This window comes from Sutcliffiella horikoshii (genome assembly GCF_002157855.1).
GTDB lineage: Bacteria > Bacillota > Bacilli > Bacillales > Bacillaceae_I > Sutcliffiella_A > Sutcliffiella_A horikoshii_C.
Map to the genome: position 1 here is coordinate 3,642,776 of NZ_CP020880.1, position 19,344 is coordinate 3,662,119.

A 19,344-nucleotide genomic window follows, 5' to 3' on the forward strand; every position below is an offset into this window, starting at 1 on the left:
CCAACCGTCAAACTCCCCCACCAATCACACAAAAAGCCCTCCCTGTCATATCATCAACAGAAAAGGCCCTAACATAACTTCATTTTCTCCTTACTTAACCGACTTACGCTCCACAATCTCGGTAGAAAGGTTATAGTAGTTTTCTACTGAATCTTCTTTGGCCAACGCTTGGAATACTACATGTACCGCTAATGCCCCAACTTCATACTTTGGCTGCCTCACGGTTGTCAAAGGCGGACTCACATACTCAGCAAGCTGGATATCATCATAACCAATGATGGAAATATCCTCTGGCACACTGATTTTGTTTTCTTTAAATGCCTGAAGACCGCCGATTGCCATCTCGTCATTGGCGTAGAAAATTGCTTCGGGAAGCTGGCGTTGCGCGATCAGCATTTTCGTTGCCCGGTAGCCGCCTTCACGCGTAAAATCTCCGGACACCTTCCATTTGTTCTGGTATTGGATGCCGTGGTCCTTTAAGGCAGACATATACCCGTCAAAACGCATCTCGTTATCGTGGGAGTTCATTGGTCCGCTCACATAGCCGATTTCACGATGCCCTTTGTTTATCAGATACTCTGTAGCCGCATATCCGCCATGAATATTGTCCACTTCCACTTGATAAACAAACTCATGATCAAGCTTTCGGTCAAGTACGACGATTGGGAAGCCTTCGCGGGCTGATTCTAAGACAATATCATTTGTTATGTTATGGGCAAGGATGATCGCACCATCCACCCGTTTTTCTTTTAAGAATTTTGCTGCGGTTGATTGTGCTCCGCCGACAGAGCTGCACGCGATCAGGTCATAGCCATTTGCCGTGGTCACTTCCTGTACGCCTTTGATGAGTTCGGAATAGAACGGTCCTGATAGATCCCTTAAAATGAGTGCAATGGTATTGGTCTTTGTTCTTTTTAAATCAGATGCAAAGCCATTTTTAAAATAGTTCAGTTCTCTTGCGGCTTCCTGGACCTTTTTCATCGTAGCCGGACTGACCTTGTTTACATTATTTAAAGCATAGGATGCCGTCGAAACTGCTACTCCGGCAAGCTTTGCCACATCTTTGATTGTTGCCACCTTGCTTAACCCCCTTTTAAAGACAGGCCAGTTGTCCAAAATCAACAAGTGAATCTGTCCTTTTCGAAACGTTTCAATCTCCTATCTCTAGCATAATGTAAACGTTGCTATTATTCAATAGTTTATAGCTTCAATAAAGGGCTCAATAAAAGGGAATCCCGCTTATTTTTCAAACAGTTCCTGATTGTCCTGACTCAATCCAAAAGGAAGGATTTCGGGGCGAGAACAAGCATTTTGAATGAGAATATGCTTTCCTTCCACTGAAGACTCGTGAATCGCATGCATGACCTCTAATACCTGCAAGGCCATCTGTCCATTTGCCCTGTGATTTCTTCCGGCTCTGATTGCATGGGCCATATCTGCCGCTCCAATTCCTCTGCTGTTATCGGAATATCCATATTCGAGTGGAACTTCTTTAAAGTCGTGCGCCCCCATCTCCCGGACACGGATCGCACCGCCAAAATTATTCGGATCCGGTACACTCAATGTACCTTTTGTGCCGTAGATTTCCATGCAGGGAAGCTGTGTACCCCCCATCACATCAAAACTTGTAATCAGTGTTCCGACCGCTCCATTTTCAAAATCAAGCAAGCCTGTGACATGTGTTGGTGTTTCTACTGGAATTTGGCGTCCGTAATCTTCTTCCCTTGTCACGGTTCGCTTTTCAAAAGCCGACTGGGTCGAGCCTGTCACTCGTTTGATTGGTCCCAAAAGGTGAATGAAAGCTGTTAGATAGTATGGCCCCATGTCAAACATTGGTCCTCCACCTTTTTGATAGTAAAAATCAGGAGCCGGGTGCCAGCCTTCAGGACCTGCCCCAAGCATGAAACCTGTTGCTGCTACAGGCTTGCCGATAACTCCTTCATCGATTAGTTTGCGGCAAGTTTGCAGTGCACCACCAAGGAAGGTATCTGGGGCACAACCAACACGAAGCCCTTTTTGCTCCGCCAGTTCTAAAAGTTTTTTCCCTTCCTCTACATCGATCGTCAATGGTTTTTCCACAAATACGTGCTTGCCCGCTTCAAGTGCAGCAAGTGTCACTTCATAATGTGCTTTTGGAATGGTCAGATTAATGACCATTTCAATTTCTGGATCTGCTAGCATTTCTTCGACCGTGTAGACTTTCTTAACGTTATATTCTACTGCCTTTTCTTTCGCACGCTCCAAATTCAAATCAGCCACTGCAACAATGTCCAAGATGGAAAATCTGGTTGGCGCTTCTAAATAAATACCGCTGATCGTACCTGTCCCGATGACTCCCACTTTCACTTTTTTCAAGACTTTCTCTCCTCACAAAGAAATACGGCGTACATAAATCTACGCCGTATCCTATATTTAAATTGGTATCTTCCTATTTTACCCTTTTAGTGGTAAAAATGCTTAGATAAATACCTCGATTTTATTTTTACCGTCAACCAAATGTTGTTCCAATGCGGCCTTGCTGATGACAAATCCACCGCTGCGATAGCGGTTGGAAACTTCTGCTCCAGCCACTAACTTGCCATTCACACGAACTTCCTTCTGCTGTTGACCTAAGTGATAAACGAATTGAACATCATGCCCATTCACTTTATACGTAAAATGAAGGCCGTTCATATCTGCCGGCAAAACTGGATCCACTACAAGATCTCCAGCTTGAAAACGGATGCCGAGGCAGTTGGAAATCAATTGGTTCATGTAGATTCCCGGTCCACTAGAGTAGATTCTCCAGCCGCCTTTTACTTTTACAGAGCCATCGCGCAGTTTGCCAAATTGTTCTTGTGCTTCGTAACGGTCATTGAACTGTCCGTCAGAAGAGCTGAAGTAGGCGTTGCTTTGACGGCGTTCCGCGTTTGGCACTGCCTGTTGGATATTGATTGGGTTGATGGTATTCAAACCTCTCCACACTTCATCCGTCTTCCCAAGCTTGGCCATTGCTTCCACATACCGGATATGTGCGTGTACATATTGAAGCCCGATTTCACGACCGAAGTTTGCGGCTTGTTCTGCACGTTTGAAATGTGTGCTGACACCACCTGCATAGTTTGCAGGGCGGTTCATTAGGCGCACGCCGTCCGGGCAGTACAATTCTTTTTTAATCAGGTCAAAATGTGCTTTCGCCTGTTCTGGTGTTAATAATTCACTGATCATGCTGCGAGTCATCGGCAGCAAACGATAATGAATACCTGTTTTCGTATCTTCAGGGTGTACCATCAATTCTGGTTTGTCCTGATCTTCCATGTAAACGAAACCTGGAATCACGTCAGATGCAAGCATGTATTTATTAAAGTCGATCTCAATTCCTTTTGCCAAAGCCTTCAAATCTTCGGCTTCATCTGTCAACACTTCCTCAAGTGCTTTGGAAAGAGTATTTAACACTTGATATGTTAAGGAAACAGTCCAGCTTGATACCATATATTGCTTCAACTGTGCATTTGCCGGCTGCAGCGTGTCATCCCAGTCTCCATCACCATAGGAGGATAGGAAGGTATCATGTAAGAAGTGGTCCTTAATGTATTGAATTTCTTTTTTCGCATGTTCCAACACCGTAGCTTTTTCTTCTGTGAATGTGAAAGCACCACGTACCGTATAAGGAACCTTTTCTTCTAAAATAGAGAAGTCTTTTGTGATCGTCAGGTAATCACTTAACACTTTAAGTGGCCAAACGATGATATCTCCGTGACTCTCTTCACTTTGGATACGGTTGTATTGATCGAACATGAACCATTGCGGCCAGTTCCCCGTGTCCTCATATTGATGAGTGTAAACTTTTTTGATGATTTCCTTCACACTTTCATAGTTTTGCGTGGCCATGAAGTATTCCGTTGGCCCCTGGCAAACATCACGCGTTCCCCATGCCGCTCCACCGTACTGTTCCAAACCATGTGGCACAGAGTAGTGAACAAGCATGTTGTGTGTGTACCACCATGCAGTGGCATTCATCTTTTCTAACTCTTCCTTGCTTTCGCTGCCCAATGACAACTTGAATCCGTTCATCACTTTATCAAAAAATGCACGGTACCGCTCTACTTCTGTCGCAAAGGCCGGTTTCGCAAATTCTCGCTCTTCACCGTGCAATAACCCTTGAACCGTCATTGTCCAGCTCGCTGTTGCTTCTGTTTCCAATACAACTAAGGAAACAGCTCCTGGAACGACTACTTCTGCAAGCTTCGTTTCGTCGCTTACCGTAAAGTCAGTGCCTTCCACAGTCAGTTTGTATGCCAAATCAGGGTAAACATGCTTGCTGTCAGACCCGTCCACCGCTTTGAACGTCAACACCTTGCCATCCTGTTTCATGTCATAAGAAACAACCAGCTCATTGTTGTTCATGGAGATTTGATTTGTAACAAGGTAGCGGTAGTTTTTGCCGTTTTCAGACGTTACCTCTAGTTGAACTTCAGGGGAATCTACTACTGTATAGTTTGTTACCACGATCACGTCGTCTGCGGTTTTATAGAACCAGCGGGCATAGTTAAAGCCGATTTCGAATAAAGTAGGCATCGTTAGTAGCTTGTACTGTCCTTCCACTTCCACGTAAATGCGCTGACCGGAAGTTTTCATGACATTCAACGCATTACGAGCGTTTGTCATCATTTTATGGAAGGACGTGTTTCCTACCACAAGCTGTGAGTTGAAAATACCGTACATATAAGATGTGGAAGTGATGATGTTTTCCGTCATTTTGTCATTATTGCCTGACATGATGATATGGCCGTGCGGTCGCTCCACGATAAGCTCTTTTTCTTTTAAAACGATATGCTCATACGTATCGGTGAAGAAGGAAAGCAGGTTGTCTCCATCCCATTCTTCTTGCTTGCGAACCGGGAAGTACTTATCTAGTTCCGCTTTTGTAAAAGAAGACCCGGAAAGCACCCCGGATAGGTTGGCGTTGGCCGTAACTTTTTCCAGCTCCTCAGAAGAGTCGGATGCAAGGTTCTTCACTTCTTCCCAAGCTTGTGCTACCTCGTCTGTAAACTCAAGCTCTGTTACAGCTTCCTGATGGTTTTCTTTGAACAGGCCATAAAATACGAAGCTTTTTTGTCCATCAAGTATAACCTTTTCAGATTGCAATCCTGTAAAAGCAAATTCATACTGATAGATTTCATTGGCAAGCGTTTCTTTTGTTAAGATTTCTGGCTCGTTTGTTTCTTTATAAGAAAGACCGAAGAATTGGAAGCCGTCTGTTGAATAGCCTGCTGCTTTTGTCAGGGAACCTTGCTGCAGGTATGGAAAACCTCCAGGCTGCGGCTGGTTCTGACGGGAGCAGACAACATAGCCATTTTGCTCGTCTTCAAATACGGTGTGATCGATGTATTGAGACAAGTAAGATTCGTTTGTACGGACAAGTCCTTTGCTTCCAATTCCAACGTCTTGACCGTAGACAACATCCACTGTTTCGCCTGCGCCATTTACGTTTACATCCCAGAACCAGATACCTTTTTCAGATAGACGGAAGCTAACAGAATAGTCGATGTCAGCAACAGTTCCTTCCCATTTGATTTCGTTTTGGGAGTAGCTCGTGTTGCTGGTTGATTTTACGCCTAGTAGCGGGTAGGCTTGAATGCTGTTTTCGCCGTGAACGCGAAGGTATAGATTGTTCAGTGCACCGTCGATTGGGTTGGACATCCATTGGTTGATCATGATTTCTTTGTGTGTTGCTTCGAAGATGTCCCCGCTGTTAAGGAACGTAAAGCGAACATCTCCGGCTTCTATGTTAATTTTTTGATTGGCTGTTGTTGTTTGCATGATTAAAGTCCTCCTTTAATGTTGGGTTGCTAGTACGACGCAGATGATTTCATACTACTTATTTAAAACGAACTCTTTTATTGTCAGTTCGTTGCTGTTCGGGCCGATCATGGCGTGGAATTTGCCTTTGTCGCTTTGGAAACTCAGGTCCGAATGGTAGTATCGGAGCTGTTCTTCTGTGATGGTGAAGGTTATTTGTTTTGTTTCACCAGGCTCTAGCCATACTTTTTCATAGCCTTTTAGCTCTTTAAGCGGGCGGACGATTTCACCAGACAGGTCACGGATATAGAACTGCACCGTTTCTTCTCCGGCACGCTCACCAGTGTTCGTTACGTTGACTGTCACGTCGAGGCTGGAGTTTTCTGTTAAACTGTCTGCAGATAAACTCATATCGCTGTAAGCAAAGGTTGTATAACTTAACCCGTACCCAAATGGAAGTAAAGGCTCATTTGGTATATCAAGATAATGTGTGACATAGCGTTCCTGCTTGTTCTCGCCTTGCGGGCGTCCTGTGTTGAAGCAGTTGTAGTAAACAGGAATCTGGCCTACAGAGTACGGGAAACTCATCGTAAGTCTTCCAGACGGATTCGCATCTCCAAACAACAGGTCTGCGATGGCTGATCCCGCTTCAGTACCCGGGTACCATGCTTCAAGCAAGGCATCGGATTCCGCGATCACCCCATGAAGATCTAATGGACGACCATTGAAGAGAACCGTCACGACAGGTTTTCCAAGCTCCCTTATTTTCGCTACAAGCTTTAATTGTGCTTCCGGCAGGCGGATATCAGCTCGGCAGCCACCTTCTCCGCTCATTTCCGATGCTTCCCCAAGCGCTAGGACGATGACATCGGCTTTCTTTGCTGTCTCCACAGCTTGTGTGAGTTGCTCTTCTGTAATCGTTTCGATGCCAGATCCTTGCGCCACCAAAAGATTAGCCTCAGATATTTTTGCAAGCAGCCCGTCATATACCTGTACTGCGGCTTCCTTTGAACCTTGCCAGGACCAAGGTCCAAGCACGTCACCATTTTGGGCAAACGGTCCGATCAGTGCGATTTTCTGCTTTTTATTTAACGGTAGAACCTGGTCATTTTTTAAAAGAACACTAGATTTAATGGCAAGTTCCTTTGCCACGTGGCGGTGCTCCTCTGACATGATGACCTCTTTTTCTAGTTCCTCGCTCGTACCGCGGTATGGATTTTCGAAAAGACCAAGTTTGTTTTTAAGGTTTAAAATACGTAAGACCGATTCATCAATCAGTGCTTCCGAAAGCTCGCCGCTCGCCACAAGATCTTCAAGATTCTTCGCATAACAGGCAGTCATCATTTCGATGTCGACGCCGGCTTCCAATCCTTTTAGCGCCGCTTCTCGTTCGTCTTCTGCAACACCATGTGGAATCAGTTCTTTTACTGCACCCCAGTCAGAGATCATGACGCCGTCAAAGCCCCATTCCTCGCGCAAAAGATCTCTCATCAGCTTTTTATTTCCGGATGCAGGAATGCCGTCTACCGTGTTAAAAGCCGTCATGACCATTTCGCAGCCTTCATCAAGTGCCGCTTTATACGCTGGCAGATAGGACTCGCGAAGCTGTCTTTCTGACATGTTGACCGTATTATAATCACGCCCTCCTTCTGGTGCGCCATATGCTGCGAAGTGTTTTACGCACGCTGCAACACGGTGAGTGTCATTGGTCAAGTCCTCTCCTTGGAAGCCTCGAACAAAGGCCTTGGCAAAGACACTGTTCAAATAAGGATCCTCTCCTGTTGATTCCATCACGCGTCCCCATCTTGGATCTCTTACTAAATCTACCATCGGTGCAAACGTGACATGAACACCAGAAACAGATGCTTCTTTTGCGGCAATTTCTGCACTCTTTTCGGCAAGTTCTGTATTCCAGGAGCAACCAATCGCAAGAGGTACAGGAAAGATGGTTTTAAATCCGTGGACTATATCTGCCATCATCAGTAGAGGAATTCCCAACCTGTTTTCTGCAAGGTGCTCTCGTTGAATATTGGCAACTTCCCAGGCCCCTGATGCACCAAGGACGGAGCCGCTGTTTTGCACCACGTCATTTGCAATTCCCATGTCTTCCAAAGGACCGGTAATTTCTCCATCCCCTGCTGCACCTTTATAGAAGAATGTTGCCAATTGCATGAGCTGGGCTATTTTCTCCTCTAATGTCATTTGTTCTAGAAGACTTTCCATGTTTTTAGCCATCCTTAATTACCTCCCCAATCGCATTGCACCAATACGAAACGTTTTCACTATAATAATGCATAATTATAAGCTTTTCTGTAATAAAATATATCTCATTCATCGAAACGTTTCTATTCATTTCGATAAAGAGGCCATAATGGCACTCTTTACCCACTTATTCACCCGCTATACCAGAGCGGTCCACACCTTCGACAAACCAGCGTTGTGTGATGGCATAGACAACAAGCATCGGCAAGATTGTCATGACGGTTCCTGCCATATTGATGCCTTCATTTATTTCAGATGCTTCCCCGCCACTTTGCGGGTACATTTGTTGATAGGTTGCTACGAACTTTTGGAGCTCGAGCGGTAAGGTTGTTAATGAGTTACCAAAATAGATCGCTGCCAAATATGTTTCGTTCCAGTACCAAACGAAGGAGAACAAGAACGAAATGATGATCGCAGGTGCAGCCATCGGAAGCGCAAGTGTCAAGAATATCCGTAAATATCCTGCGCCATCAAGCTGAGCAGCTTCCTCAAGCGCCTTTGGCATCATTTTAAAGAACTGATAGAAAATCAGAATGAAGATGGCGCTGTTGATTCCTTGTCCAAGTAAGGCCGGAAACAAGAAAGCCTGAATGCTTCCCAGAATACCAATCTCGTTGAAAAATACATAACGAGGGATGACCGTCACTTGAGGAGGAATGATGAACGTCGCCAATACCAACACAAACATGGTTCGTTTGAATGGAAAGGCAAAGCGTGCAAACCCATAACCGACGACCGCACACACTGCCGTTTGAACGATGGCAGGAATAGCTGTCACATATAAAGATTCCAATAAAGTAGGCAGGAACTTCAATACCGCATAAGCAGCTTGATAGTTTTCCAGATAAAGTTGCGTCGGGATCCAGTTTACTAGTGGATTTAAGATATCATCCAAACTTTTCAAACTATAAGAAATCATATAAAGCAACGGGAATAAGTATACAAAGCCAATTCCAATCAACAAGCCGTAAATGAATAGCTTATAGAGAAGGCCGTCGTTCCCTTTCATTCCAAAAGCGAGCTTTTTCAACCTGGTCACGATGCCTGTCCCTTTTGGTTTGCGGTTAGTCAGCGATTCGCTTGCCATGATAACGGCCTCCTTTAAGCATAATTTTTTCTTCCTCTAACAGTTAACAGTGCGACGGAAATACCCAGTGCGACCGCAATCAATAAGAAGTAAATCCATGATAGGGCTGAGGCATAACCAAAGCCTGTATTGATTTGAAACATATTCGTTTGGATATGCTCAATGACTGGATTTAAGGAGAATATCGAGAATGTCACTATCGTATAAACCGTGTTAACGACGATCATCGGGAAAATGCTTGGCAGTGTCACCTTCCAAAAGCATTCCCAGTTGGACGCCCCGTCAATTTTGGCAGCTTCATAGACTTGTGTATCTATCTTTTGCAAGGCTGCCAGGAAAATTAAGAACTGCACCCCGGAAAACCATAAAATGATGATCAGGTTATCCATTAAATACAGGAGTACACTGCTGAATAAGGAATCCGCTGAGAGCATTGTTTCAAACACCGCATAGTCCTTGATGGAAGGAATGGATGTCACTCCTTGTGAAATTAATTCATTGATAACCGGGCCGCTCGCAATGATAACCGGTAAGAAGAAAATCATCCGGAAAAAATTACGAAAGCGGATCGGCTGATTCAAGAGAATCGCGATGATTAAAGAAAACACAATGATGATTGGAACGGACAACACAAGCTCCTGCACAAACGTCAACAGCTTTTGTGTGAACAATGCATCCACTGTAAAAGCATCTTTAAAATTATCAAACTTCACAAAAGTCGTTTGGATGCCTTCTGTGGTGATCCGTACTTTTTGAAAACTTAAGTACAACGAATAAAAGAGGGGATAAGCTGTGAATAAGAGAAACCCAAGAATCCAAGGTGAGATGAACAATAATCCTGTCAGCGAATTCTTCGAGCGCATGGATAGCTGCTTCATGCTTAATTCCCCCCTTCTTTTATGCTAAATGACGTAGCCTCGACCGTTGTTCCGTCAATGGACACGTCTGAATCCGTGTAGTTGACGATAATGGATACCCCATTTTCATAAACAACTTCAGACACCCCTTGTTGATGGACAATCCGATCGACAATTGAGCTGTTTTCTACTTTTCCAAGACTTTCTTTCACTTGACTGTATTGACTGATCAGTTCTTCTTTCCAACTAACAAACTCTGATGTATACAAACCTCTTGATGGAGTCTTCATTAACAGCTGTGCAGACTCCCTCGTCAGATAAAAGGATGGATATGCACCAAACTCGATCATTCTCAGCACTTCTTCCGTTGGATTATGAGAGAAGTTGGAGAATGTCGCATAATACGGCGTGTATCCCTTCAAAACAATTTGTAAGAACGGAACGGTGTCTGTTACAAACATATAGTTGGAGGAATACATTGGCATATCCAAGTACTTATCCATATAGCCCCAAGCATAGTCATTCGGACGATAGAGAGATAAATCTATATTTTGTTCCTGATAATGTGCAAAAAGTTCTTGATTCGATTCCATCATCTCTGCTCTTGAAGAGGACATACCCTTATTAAAGTCAGAGAATAGTTTACTTGCAGTCGTTTCCACTGCTATGTTTTCTACCCCATGATCCTTGAAATCCGCTGCATCTTTTTTGGCAATTTCAAGCGATTTCGCAGGACTGAGATAATAACTGCTATAACCAAATTGACTTTTCGTCATCGGCTGGCCGTTAATCTTCTTGGACACATCCTTGCTTCCGGAAAAGCCGGATGCGCCGTCAAAAGCAGTCGTGAAGTCTGTGTGCAGATAAAAAGGAATGTCTTTTTCCTCTAAAGTTTGGATGGTTTCCTCTAGGTCCCCTTTACTGCCAACCTTCTTCTCTAACGGAAACTTTTGTGGCAGCGTTCCCGTCAAACCGCCTTTTGTCCAGCCTCTTAACACCACATGCAGATTATCGACATCGTTTTGCTCCAACTCTTCAACAAAACGAGGAATGTCTTGGATCTCTGTCATTTGCTCCACGGAATTCCAGATCAGGCCTTTTTTCGTTTCCCCGCCTAAAAGTTCCAGGCGAAGATCTACCTTGTCTTCGTTATTGCCAGAAAGCGTGCCTTTTTCTTCTAAATGCTGCTGATATCTGTTGGCCATTCCAACATAATCTGCTTCTTCGTCAGATAAAAACATGACTTTCTGTTTGATTGTGAAGCTGTTTCTTTCTTCTTGGTAGACGTTAAAGCCTCCCATGCTCTTGCTTGTCGGTTGAAAATAATTAAAGCGATATTGATAGTCTGATGTTACCCAAAAGAAATCAGTAGAGGCACCAGACGGATATGCAAGAATTCTTCCGTAGCTTTGGCCTTCCTCAACGGATGTGATGAAGGCATTTTGTTTGACACCATGTACGGCACCGTACACAGGAACGGAAATCATCTGTTCCGGGTATGTGTCATTTTCTGTGCTTTGCGGTTTTGTAAATCCTTCATCTTCTCCATAGATGGAACCGATGAATGGTGTATCTGAACGGAACGCACTCTTTTCAAATCGCATTAGCGCACCGCTTCCGTCCGGAATAAACAAGTACCCGGTGATATCATCCATGTGGGCAGCACCTAAGAATGGATAGACTTTCATCGCTACAATTTTATTGTAAGTCCCATCTTGTACACCTTCATCCGGCACATCAATTACAATGTTTTCCTCTTCCAGCGTCACATTCAGTACGACTTCAATGCTGGAACCACGGAAATCAATCTCTGCTGTAAAGCCGTTGTCGTTTAGTTGAATGTTCGGCTTTGTCTCTTCTGTCAGAATGCTTTCTGTTTTAATGTTTCCGCGGCGATCCAGGTAATCAATCGTGATGGCGGATTGAACCATATCTGTCCATGTGTTGTTCAACCGGTAATTTTCCGCGTTATCCACCCCTGAGTGCCAAATATAACCCGTTTCTTTGTTCTGAATTTTTATAGCCAGTGACTCTTCTTGTATATACAGCGCAAGCTTGTCGTTCTCGGTTACCTTTGTAAAACCATCAAGGCTTCCTTCAGGTAGAGGTTTATTCTCTCCCTCTGGCTGGGTGAACTGATTGGAATCAAAGCGAAGTGTCTCTTCTCCGAGCTCTGTTTCCACCTCGATTTCTTCCAACTCTTCCTTTGATGTCAATGATTCAGCAAATACAGATACCGGAAGAATGGCGATAAGCATGACAAGCAGAATTTTTTTAAACACGGAGAATCACCTCCTGAATGATTGCTGTTACAAAATCAATAACCTGATCCATCAATACGTAGATAATGAAACATACCAATACAATGATCAGCATACAGAAAATCGTCGTAAAGATGTTTCGTACCGTTCCCCAGAATTCAAAAGCATGAATTTCTTTGATCATGATGAACAGGATAATTAACGACCATCCCATCATCACTTGCATAAAGAATACATACAAGAAGTATTCATTAAGCGTAAGTACATTGGACATGAGCGTAATTGGAACCAAGAGCACAATAATCGGTGCCAATGAATAAATGGTTCCAATATAAATATCGGAGAATCTTCCTTCTCCATCGTTAATCGTACTGACCAGATAATTGGATACGATGAAAAGAATGATTGGAAGAAATAATAGAATGAATTCCATTCCAAAATTGATTTGCTCTAACGTAATGCCGCCCCTGAAAATAAATCCTGTGAAATACTTCATGAATAAAAATTCGGCATATAAGATGACGTAAAGAATGGTGGCTGATAAAACGCTGACCTTTCTCTGTCTTTTAATATAATAGAAGCTGTCTATTGGATGACGTAAAAACTTGCCTAAGAATAATAGCTCACTCAGTAGTTTCTTACTTTTGAATGCCTGCCACCTTTTCCGTGCCGGTGCTAAGATCCCTTTCTTTTTATCTGCAAAAAGCAAGGTCGCCCTGACAGCAAATAATCCGAGTAAGATGGCAAAAACAGTGCTCAGATTCTCATTCATCCACTGATTTCTGATTTCCCAGAAGGAATCAGAATAACCTTCCACATTCCCAACCAGTTCAAATGATTCCAAAGCATCTTCATATTCCTGCTGCTTATAGTAAGCTTCCCCCATTGCGTTATGTGCAAGGCCGATGGAAGAATTCATGCGCAGCACTTCGCTCCAATATTGCTCACTCTCTATGTAAAGTCCTTGAGCATAGAGGGAGATTCCGCCATGAAGCATTTCAGCGAAGGCTGTTGGTTCCAGCACTTGAACGGTTCCGCGCTCACGGTCTGTAACAAAAACCCTGCCGAGATTATCTGTTGCAACTCCTGAAGGATCCATAAACAATCCCAGGCGGTTTGTTCCATCGTCTTTTCCGCCAAAAATAAAGAGCAGATTCCCGAAACTATCATACTCGTAGATTCTTCCATCTTTAGCTAAAACAAAGAAATTTCCAAGTGGCCCCATTGCGATATCCTGAAGATTAGTAATCTCGGAAATGTACGGTGATAAAATATTCCCGCCTGCAATGTTCAGCTTTCGAATGACTTCAAAGCTAGTACCCGCTGTAATGGTGTAAACAAGTCCTTTTTCATCAATCGCAATGTTAGTCGGCGCTGGCGGCACTTTCAGAAACATGCTGGAGCGCTGCTGATCGGTTGTCAGAGCATCCTGAATGACAGACATTAACGACGGTCTTGTACGGTTTACTCCGAAGAATCCAAGAAATGTGCCATCCTGGCCAACCTGGATAATCCCATTAGTTGAACCCTCTCCGATAATGTAGAGGTTGCCTCGTTTGTCCACGGTAATTTTTTGTGGTTTATATGGGGTTCTTGTCCCAAAAAGGGGAGAATCCGGTCTGCCGTATTCTTGGAGCATTTCTCCATCTTCAGAAAAACGGTAAACTTTTTCATTTGTATAATCTGCTACATATATTTGCTGTTCTTCATCCACAAAAACCCCCGTCGGCATTTGCAGGATTCCTTCTCCGACCTCTAACAGTTTTCTACCATTCTCATCAAACTTGGTGATTTTCTTCGTACCGGAATCAGCCACATACACATCATTGTTCTGATCGATATAGACATCTTCCGGACTGACTATATCATTTGTACTTCCGAAAAGCCCCACCGGAATATAAGCGGTCTGCGTTTCAATGATATCCCCTTCTGTTGATACCGTCTCTGTATTATATGGAACAGACAGGGCTGCAAAAGATTGCAAAGGAGAAAGGAGGATTAACCATACAGTCAATAAGCCAATGAAAATGTGCTTCATACTCTTTTTCTCCCCCTTCTACTTGATTCCTGAATGTGCCATCGTATTCATTACTTGACTTTGTAAGATGATAAAGATGATTAAATTTGGAATGAACATAATTAAAGATGCCGCTGCCGCCATTCCTTGGCCCGCTACCGTGTTACCACTTGTTGCCGAAGTTAATGTAGACATGTAAAAGGCAAAGGTCTTCAAATTTTCATTATCAACAAACAATGTCGAGGTTTCCGTGTTATTCCAAACAAGTTGAAATGATAAAATCGCAATGGTGGCAATCGCCGGTTTTACAAGCGGAATGATAATTTTGCGGAAGATTTGATAGTCCGTCGCCCCATCCATCTGAGCAGCTTCTATTAATTCGTTCGGTATTTGATCGATGAATTGTTTTACTAAGAAAAGTCCGATCGGCATGGCGATCAGCGGGAAAATATGGACAAGGAATGTGTCCAACAGCCCCACCTTTTCAATAAGCAAGTAACGCGGAATGACGACTGCCGCCGAAACGAACATTAAAGCAAGTGTGTTGATTTCAAAGATGGTTTTCTTTAGTCTGAAACGTTTTTTCGATAAGGCATACCCTGCCATCGTACTGATAAGAACAGTGACAAAGACAACGATGAGGGTAATGGAGATACTGTTAAACAAGTAACGGGACATTGGAACGCCCGTTGTACTTGTGTTGTTCATCAAATCAATGAAGTTCTGCATCGTCGGCTTTTGCACAAAAAAGCGCGGCGGATAAGCGAATAGCTCATCAATCGGCTTAAAGGCGTGAGAAAAGACAAAGACGATGGGCATAGCCATAAAGATGGCGAGCGGTATTAGAAATGCATAGAATTTCAATTGGCTTTTGTGAAAACGGTCTGGATTGATTTTCGTTCCATGGAATGCCGACACATCATTCACTCCCTACATTAGAAGTTTTATAGCTTGGATGTTTTCAAAAAGATTGTTAATCTGATTTAAAATGTTGTTTAGACACCGCTGTGGATTTCCGCAAATGGCTTCGCTTTCCTAGGGGCACTGCTGGAGCCTCCTCGGCTACGCCTGCGGGGTCTCCACCTAGCGCTACCTCCCTCAGGAGTCTTCGCCTTTTGCTCCAATCCTCAGCTAGGTATTACCTAAGCACTTGATAATCAGTTTTCCAGTGGCTTTGAGTCAAGTGACTTTCGCTCCAACCCACTCATTAACTTTCTCCTAGAAAACAGCCATCGCCATTTAGTCTTTTTCTCCGAATAAACGCCAAGCGATTTTTGAGAAGATATATACGAATAATAGTAATAGAACGCTTATTGCTGCTGCATATCCCATTTCATAACGAATGAAGCCATAGTCTTCTAAATGGTTGACCATTAACTGACCCGCATATTGAGGCGTTGGGTTGGCACCGGATAAGGCGACCCCGATCGCACCGGCCTGGAACGTCCCTACTACTGCCATGACTGCGCCGAAAAGCATCTGTGGCTTCATGGATGGAATGGTGATATAGATGATTTCTTGGAATCTATTTTTTATGCCGTCAATATAACCAGCTTCATAGATTTCCCTATTGATGTTCAACACACCCGATAGCATCGCAAGGAATCCTACTCCCATGCTCCCCCAAAGGGTAACCACGATCATGATCGTCATTAAGTGATCTGGTGATTGCAGCCATTGTACAGGCTCCAAGATGACACCGATTGTAATTAATAAACTATTCAAGTAACCCGTCTGATCCCCACTGAAAATGATGGTCCACACAACTGCCATCGCGATTCCGGCTGTCATGGACGGAGAATAGATGATAAGCGCCAATACAGTTCGCGGCCCTTTGGAGATCTGCGCCAGCATCCAAGCAAGCAGGAAGGATAAAATATATCCCCCCGGCCCGACGATGACTGCAAACATCAGCGTATTCGGCAAGACGCGCTGCATAAAGACTTCATCTTGGGTTAGCACACTCACATAGTTGGCAAGCCCGATGAAGCTCGGCATCTCAATCGCGTTGAAATACGTGAACGATAAAAGAATGGCCACTACGACCGGAATGATGATAAAGGTAAAGAAAAAGATTAAATATGGTGCAAGAAAGATCGATGTACTTGCATGCTTTTGAAGGCTACTCCTCATTTTCTTCCACCCAGCTTTCTACTTGTTCAATCGTCGGAATCGGATAGGTTTTTACGATTTTTCCGTCTTTCATATATCCGAATTCCTCCATCTTCCGTCTCATTTCACGGTCAATGGTCACCACCGCATCATCAACTGCTGAACGGGTATTTTCCCCGTCAAAGACGACACGGTTCCATACATTACTTATCTCACGCTCTACCATATAAGTGTAAGGCGTTTTTGGTACTTCACGTAAATGTTCCCATTGCTCTAAGATGACTTCCTTATGTTCCTCTGGCCATGGTAATTGTTTAAAAGCGTCAAGATTTGCGGTATTCCACATATAAGATGGACCATACATGATTTGCAAAGTAGTAGCAAAGTCCGTCTGTGTTTCTGTGGACATCCACCATTTAAGCACTTGCCATGCTTCGTCTTTATTCTTGCTGCCGTTAAAAATCATGCCTGCCTGTCCAGATCCTGTTGCCCATCTTTCCACTTCTCCGTCCTCATTCTCCACTCCAGGATGAAGGGAAATGTCCCACCAGCCGGAGATCTCCGGTGCTGCAGATGTAAGCTCCACATATGTCTGGAAGTTAGAAACACCGATCGGCAAAGTAGAATAACGGAAATGGTTATAGAAATTCGGCACTTGAAGCGGCGTGCTGTAGATTGTATTCAAGTCCGTCATAAGCTGAATCCCACGGACTGTTTCATCGCTGTCGATCGTCGTTCCCATGCCATCTTCTTTATACATGTCCCCTTGATGTTGATAGATAAATGGCGAGGTTGACTGGAATGGTTTGAACGCCACTGCACCTGCAATAGGCGTGTAGTAATTTAATCCAAAGCGTTGAAGCTCTGGCAAGACATCAACTACATTCTCCCATGTGTCAGGGACAGGAACATCTAACGCCCCTAAAATATCTTTTCTGTAAAATTGAACAAAGAAATCCTGCGTTTCCGGCAACCCATATACCTCATCTTCAATGATCATTGGCAAGAAAGCGCCAGGTGAAAAGTGAGCAAGCGTTTCATCGAAATCCTCAAACTCTCTTAAGTCATACGCCGCTCCACGAATAGCGAGTTCATATGGAAGCCAGCTACTGATTCCAAGCGCAAGATCCGGCTGACTGTTCGCTGCATTCGCTAAAATCAATTTCTGCTCAGAAGGCATGATGGAGAACCTCACTTTTATTCCTGTTTGGGGGGTAAAGTTCTGATCCACCATATTTTGCATCAATTCCACATATTGTCGTGGTCTGTTTACCCACACATCCACAACATCATCATCCACTTCTTCCGTTGCCAATGTATTAGACTGGAACGAGTGGAAGAATTTCAAAACAGATTCCTTTGTTTTTGCAAAAAATCCAAGCTCTGGTTTTGGTAACTTTTCGTCACCGTGAATATATATTCGATCCATTATCAATGGCTGTTTTTTCAAATCCAGTGTTGCATTTCCAAGAAGCTGTGCGACAGAACTGGAGCCTTCTGAAAGCTGAGTCAGTCGTGCCGGAATTTTGTCAGGATCTGCTGCAAGCTCCCTTAACCGTTCGACGGCAATATTGAGCGATACAATCTCCACTGATTCTTTTCCATCACTTAACTCAAGCAGATACTCACTTTCTCCTTCAAGCTTATCCGCCCAGGAGGTAAGTTCCCCTTCTATCTCAGGCATGTACTCGGTAATTCTCCAGCCTCGAGAGCGATCTTGGTTGTTTCCGGTTAATCGTTTAATGGATAGGGAGAGCTGTTCAATGCCCTTCATCACTTCATCCATTTCGAATAACGTGCGATTTACAGGTGACGCATCACCTTTAAGTGTCAGGGTATTTTTCCCCTTCTCTAAATAAAAATAATACGGTTTCCCATCTTCATTGCTAAGCGTTTCATTTACCCAGTTCTTCTCCTGTTGGAAAGAATAGCTTTCTACTTCTTCAAAAGGTACCTCTCCATTGATCATGACTGTCCTGAAGACCGGAAAGCCTGATTGTTTTTCTTGTAAAACTTTCAAGGAAATTTGGTAGTAGCCTGCTTCCTCCACATCCATCTCCCAAGTAGCCGTTTGCCCGCTCGTTTCCCATGACTCTCCGCCGATTGCATTCAATAAGCGCTTGTCACGTTCATAAGGGACAACAGATGCATCCTGTCTATTCACAGGTCTGATAAAAGAGCTGTTTTTCTTCAGCGGGTGCTCCGCTTCAATTGTGATACTGTTTGTTTCCGTGAGATCTCCAGCTTGTTTCTCTCTATACTCTTCATATGTAGGGATCGTTCCCACACCGCTTACATACATGTTTCCAAGCAGCATTTCTCCCCGGATGTTTTCAAGTGTAATGGTGTTTTTGCCTGCTTTTAATTGATACTTCAACGGCCTTGCCTGCAGATGACTAGAATCCTCTGCCTTAATAGAATGCCATTGTTCGATCGGGAGCTGCGCCGGAATAATTTCATCTCCAAAGCGGTCCTGCTCAAAATCATTTGTTGCACTTTTCCAGTCCTTCGGGAACGTAATTCTGCGACTCTCAAAATATGGATACTCCCCGTTCACTTTGATCGATCCCTCTATCGGAACAATTCCTTCACCTAGAGGATAATAGTCAAAGCCCAGTTCATATAAGCCCTCTTCCTCTACATCCACTTCAATCGTGACTGAATTCTTGTTTCTCCAAGCATATACCTGATCGCCATACTCCTTGCTTTCTCCACTTGAAAGCAGGCTATTCTTATCAATGGATAAAAAATCAGCGGGAGTGACAACGCGCTCGAAATCTTGCGCGTTGCCCTGTCCCACTTCATTCCACTGCTTAAGGATTGATAGATAGCGTGGCTCAATGACTTGTTCTGCCACCTGCTCAAGGCTCTTCTCTTCATCAGCAAATGCGAATTGGCCTGGTACTAGCAACAGCAGTATTAATGACCAGAACATCATTTTACGTTTCATATCTAATCCCCATCCCC

The 19,344-nt window shown here is 43.8% G+C and carries 12 protein-coding genes; all 12 read right to left on the reverse strand.

Translation table 11 applies throughout. The features are described from left to right. Nucleotides 1-90 precede the first annotated feature (90 nt). On the reverse strand, nt 91-1,077 hold the full coding sequence (locus B4U37_RS18755) for a LacI family DNA-binding transcriptional regulator (protein WP_088019457.1): 987 nt from the start codon (nt 1,075-1,077) through the stop codon (nt 91-93). 162 nt (nt 1,078-1,239) lie between these two features. Continuing rightward, nucleotides 1,240-2,355: a Gfo/Idh/MocA family protein gene (locus tag B4U37_RS18760; protein WP_088019458.1), complete on the reverse strand. Its 1,116-nt coding sequence runs from the start codon at nt 2,353-2,355 to the stop codon at nt 1,240-1,242. Between the two features lie 102 nt (nt 2,356-2,457). After that, complete coding sequence (locus B4U37_RS18765) at nt 2,458-5,802, reverse strand: GH36-type glycosyl hydrolase domain-containing protein (protein WP_088019459.1); 3,345 nt, start codon at nt 5,800-5,802, stop codon at nt 2,458-2,460. A 54-nt stretch (nt 5,803-5,856) separates the two neighbouring features. Next, a complete protein-coding gene (gene bglX / locus B4U37_RS18770; RefSeq protein ID WP_088019460.1) occupies nt 5,857-8,016 on the reverse strand; it encodes a beta-glucosidase BglX in 2,160 nt (719 codons plus the stop codon). Continuing rightward, nucleotides 8,009-8,134 carry a hypothetical protein gene (locus tag B4U37_RS22625; protein WP_281252753.1) on the reverse strand — a complete coding sequence of 42 codons (126 nt, stop codon included), beginning with the start codon at nt 8,132-8,134 and terminating at the stop codon, nt 8,009-8,011. Before B4U37_RS22625 ends, bglX begins: the two co-directional genes overlap by 8 nt. A gap of 36 nt (nt 8,135-8,170) precedes the next feature. Continuing rightward, nucleotides 8,171-9,130, reverse strand: a complete 960-nt coding sequence (locus B4U37_RS18775) for a carbohydrate ABC transporter permease (RefSeq protein WP_010196773.1) — start codon at nt 9,128-9,130, stop codon at nt 8,171-8,173. A gap of 14 nt (nt 9,131-9,144) precedes the next feature. After that, entirely contained in the window at nt 9,145-10,008 is an 864-nt protein-coding gene (locus B4U37_RS18780; RefSeq protein WP_010196776.1) for a carbohydrate ABC transporter permease, read from the reverse strand. A gap of 2 nt (nt 10,009-10,010) precedes the next feature. Next, nucleotides 10,011-12,269 (reverse strand): DUF5696 domain-containing protein, encoded by a 2,259-nt coding sequence (locus B4U37_RS18785; protein WP_088019461.1) that lies wholly within the window; start codon nt 12,267-12,269, stop codon nt 10,011-10,013. Further along, on the reverse strand, nt 12,262-14,286 hold the full coding sequence (locus tag B4U37_RS18790) for a YIP1 family protein (RefSeq protein ID WP_088019462.1): 2,025 nt from the start codon (nt 14,284-14,286) through the stop codon (nt 12,262-12,264). The genes B4U37_RS18785 and B4U37_RS18790 overlap by 8 nt, the downstream gene beginning before the upstream one ends. An 18-nt stretch (nt 14,287-14,304) precedes the next feature. After that, on the reverse strand, nt 14,305-15,183 hold the full coding sequence (locus tag B4U37_RS18795) for a carbohydrate ABC transporter permease (RefSeq protein WP_088019463.1): 879 nt from the start codon (nt 15,181-15,183) through the stop codon (nt 14,305-14,307). A 321-nt stretch (nt 15,184-15,504) separates the two neighbouring features. Beyond that, the gene (locus tag B4U37_RS18800; protein ID WP_088019464.1) at nt 15,505-16,398 is read right to left on the reverse strand and encodes a carbohydrate ABC transporter permease; all 894 of its coding nucleotides are present in this window, start codon (nt 16,396-16,398) and stop codon (nt 15,505-15,507) included. Next, entirely contained in the window at nt 16,388-19,327 is a 2,940-nt protein-coding gene (locus tag B4U37_RS18805) for an extracellular solute-binding protein (protein WP_245840015.1), read from the reverse strand. The genes B4U37_RS18800 and B4U37_RS18805 overlap by 11 nt, the downstream gene beginning before the upstream one ends. Nucleotides 19,328-19,344 lie beyond the last annotated feature (17 nt).

Excerpts from the sequence above, each read along its gene's own strand:
- B4U37_RS18790 (WP_088019462.1), bottom strand. The coding sequence starts at position 14,286 with ATGAAGCACATTTTCATTGGCTTATTGACTGTATGGTTAATCCTCCTT.
- bglX (WP_088019460.1), bottom strand. The coding sequence starts at position 8,016 with ATGGCTAAAAACATGGAAAGTCTTCTAGAACAAATGACATTAGAGGAG.
- B4U37_RS18800 (WP_088019464.1), bottom strand. The coding sequence starts at position 16,398 with ATGAGGAGTAGCCTTCAAAAGCATGCAAGTACATCGATCTTTCTTGCA.
- B4U37_RS22625 (WP_281252753.1), bottom strand. The coding sequence starts at position 8,134 with ATGAATAGAAACGTTTCGATGAATGAGATATATTTTATTACAGAAAAG.
- B4U37_RS18805 (WP_245840015.1), bottom strand. The coding sequence starts at position 19,327 with ATGAAACGTAAAATGATGTTCTGGTCATTAATACTGCTGTTGCTAGTA.
- B4U37_RS18775 (WP_010196773.1), bottom strand. The coding sequence starts at position 9,130 with ATGGCAAGCGAATCGCTGACTAACCGCAAACCAAAAGGGACAGGCATC.
- B4U37_RS18780 (WP_010196776.1), bottom strand. The coding sequence starts at position 10,008 with ATGAAGCAGCTATCCATGCGCTCGAAGAATTCGCTGACAGGATTATTG.
- B4U37_RS18765 (WP_088019459.1), bottom strand. The coding sequence starts at position 5,802 with ATGCAAACAACAACAGCCAATCAAAAAATTAACATAGAAGCCGGAGAT.